A 2,569-nucleotide genomic window follows, 5' to 3' on the forward strand; every position below is an offset into this window, starting at 1 on the left:
GGCTATGTTAATATCAAGCTTTGTAGGAGCTATTATTCCCATTATTCTTGACAAAATCGGATTTGACCCGGCAGTTGCATCAGGTCCTCTTATTTCTACCGTAAACGATTTAGTTGCTGCGGTAACATATTACGGACTTGCATGGGTTTTCCTTATCAACATATTACATTTATAATAAAAAACAAAGGAAGTACTAATGAATATACTGATATACTTATTTATAGTTTACTCATTTTTAGGATGGGTATTTGAGACAACAATTGCTGCAATAAAAAGAAAAAGGTTTGTTAACAGAGGAATCATTAACGGACCCTTCTGTGTGATTTACGGTATTTCAGCTGTTGCCATTACAGTTATTCTTAGGGACTTAAACGGATTCTGGCTACTATTTGGAAGTATGATAGTAGCCACTCTTATTGAGTGGACCGGCGGACATATTATTGAAAAGATGTACCATGAACGCTGGTGGGACTATTCTAATTTCAAATTTAACTTTGACGGTTATATCTGCCTTGGTGCTTCAGTTATCTGGGCGATAATGGGCTTTGTTGTAAAAACATGGGTCAACGATCTCTTTATTAATATTTATAAAATTATCCCGGTATATATAATGGAAATCATAGTGTGGATTCTTTTGGCGGTTATATTTATTGACGGCCTTGCCACTATGCTTATTTTATCAGGACACCATAAAAGCGAAAAATATTGCAAAAAGGCAGAAGACATATTAGATACTGTAACTAAAAACTTAAGTGACAGAATTTATGGTGTTATTGACAGCCGATTAGGAAAGGCATATACAAGAAGCAAGCCGGGGACAGGGGAACAAAAGGATAAAACAAAGTTTGCCACAGGATGTAGTTTCTATAAGGTGGTTATGTTGTTTTTCATAGGAGCGTTCCTTGGAGACATTGTGGAGACGGTTTTCTGTCGTATAGTTATGGGAAGCTGGATGAGCAGAAGCAGTGTTATTTACGGACAGTTTAGTATTGTGTGGGGGGTAGGAGTAGCTGCCATAACGGTACTGTTATATAAGTACAAAGATAAAAATATCTTGTTTTTATTTTTTACGGGAACTATATTAGGGGGAGCATATGAGTACATATGCAGCGTTTTTACGGAAATAGCCTTTGGCACTGTTTTCTGGGATTACAGCGATATGCCATTTAACCTTGGAGGACGAATTAATTTATTGTACTGTTCTTTTTGGGGAATAGCGGCTATAGTTTGGTTTAAGGTTGCATATCCGCTACTGTCTGCCCTTATTGAAAAAATCCCAAAGAAACCGGGAATAATAGCTACATGGATGTTACTGGCATTTATGTTAGTGAATGTTTTCATATCAAGTATTGCCCTTGCAAGATATCAGGAAAGAAGCAAGGGAAAGAATGCAAATAATAACATAGAAAAATGGATAGACACAAAATACGATGACAATTTAATGAACCGGGTATACCCGAAAGCATTAATTGTAGACTGATTTTATATCTATTCATAAACAATTTTTATTTTGAACGTTTTACACCTAATCGCACAATAGGCCAGATAACACAGGCTAATGCAGTTCCAAACAATGCCGCAATTAACTGGGTTGTGGAATATGTAACTGTTGCAGCCTTGTAGGCTACGTGACTTAATCCCTTTCCAAAGGATGGAAGAACCCATCTGATAATAAGAAGTGTCATTACACCCCATTTGGCAACAGAGCCTGCTATAAGGCTTATTGGCAAAAGATTAAGTTCCAGCTTTTTGCACCTGACAAACCAGGCAAAAAGCACAAGAACCATGTTTCCTATCATAATACACGGAAGAATCATAGGGACAGCGGCAATAACAGGTGACCCGGTTATAATAAAAGATGTAATAGGGGCAACAGCTGAAACTATAATACCGCTAACAATTCCGCAATATAATGTATCAATAATAAGTATCAGGTTAATTAATCCACCAATAACATAAATTGAATATGCAAAGGTTGGAACTTTAAAAAACTGTACTGCTATGCAAAGTGCAATCATTACTGCTGTAACGGTAATGGTTCTAGTCCTCATTTTCATACAATTCCTCCTTTGTTATTAAATGAAGATATTTTAAGTATTCTGACTGAGACGGTTTTGTTAATTCAGATTTTGATTTGTCCTGTTCAAGAGCAATGCCTGCTTTTCTGACATCTGCCAAAACTCCTGCACCACCAAGACATCCGCCGGGACATGCCATTCCCTCTAACAGATATCCGTCATATTTTCCGGCTTTGGCTAACATAAGCATTTTTTTGCATTCCGCTAATCCCTCCGCCTTAACTGTTTTTACCTCACGGTCAGGGTCAATACTGTTTAAAACATTTACAACGGCATTGGCAACACCGCCACTGGCAGCAAATCCCTTACCATAGGAGCTGGAAGTTTGTCTGAATTCTTCTAGTTCAAGATTGTTAAAATCAATTCCCTTAGCATCAAAAATCCCCATCATTTCCTCAAAGGTTAAAACAAAGTCAATATCGCTTCGTACTGAGCGACGGCTTGCTTCAAGCTTTTTCGCAGCACATGGACCAATGAATACTACCTTACAG

Annotated in this window: 4 protein-coding genes; 2 read left to right on the forward strand and 2 right to left on the reverse strand. The window is 37.6% G+C overall.

Annotation, left to right across the window (positions count from 1 at the left end):
* Both Q5O73_RS10415 and Q5O73_RS10420 read left to right on the forward strand, forming a co-directional pair.
* The coding region (locus Q5O73_RS10415) for a magnesium transporter (protein WP_302669656.1) at positions 1 to 175 on the forward strand (175 nt) is incomplete at its 5' end.
* A 21-nt stretch (positions 176 to 196) separates the two neighbouring features.
* Complete coding sequence (locus tag Q5O73_RS10420) at positions 197 to 1,480, forward strand: putative ABC transporter permease (RefSeq protein WP_302669654.1); 1,284 nt, start codon at positions 197 to 199, stop codon at positions 1,478 to 1,480.
* 25 nt (positions 1,481 to 1,505) lie between these two features.
* Here the strand turns inward: Q5O73_RS10420 and Q5O73_RS10425 are convergent, their stop codons facing one another.
* Both Q5O73_RS10425 and Q5O73_RS10430 read right to left on the reverse strand, forming a co-directional pair.
* Positions 1,506 to 2,057 (reverse strand): ECF transporter S component, encoded by a 552-nt coding sequence (locus Q5O73_RS10425; RefSeq protein WP_302629519.1) that lies wholly within the window; start codon positions 2,055 to 2,057, stop codon positions 1,506 to 1,508.
* On the reverse strand, positions 2,041 to 2,569 hold a 529-nt coding region (locus tag Q5O73_RS10430), incomplete at its 5' end, for a [Fe-Fe] hydrogenase large subunit C-terminal domain-containing protein (RefSeq protein ID WP_302669655.1). The genes Q5O73_RS10430 and Q5O73_RS10425, both read right to left, overlap by 17 nt.

Source organism: Eubacterium sp. AF15-50, from assembly GCF_934835595.1.
GTDB lineage: Bacteria > Bacillota > Clostridia > Lachnospirales > Lachnospiraceae > Eubacterium_G > Eubacterium_G segne.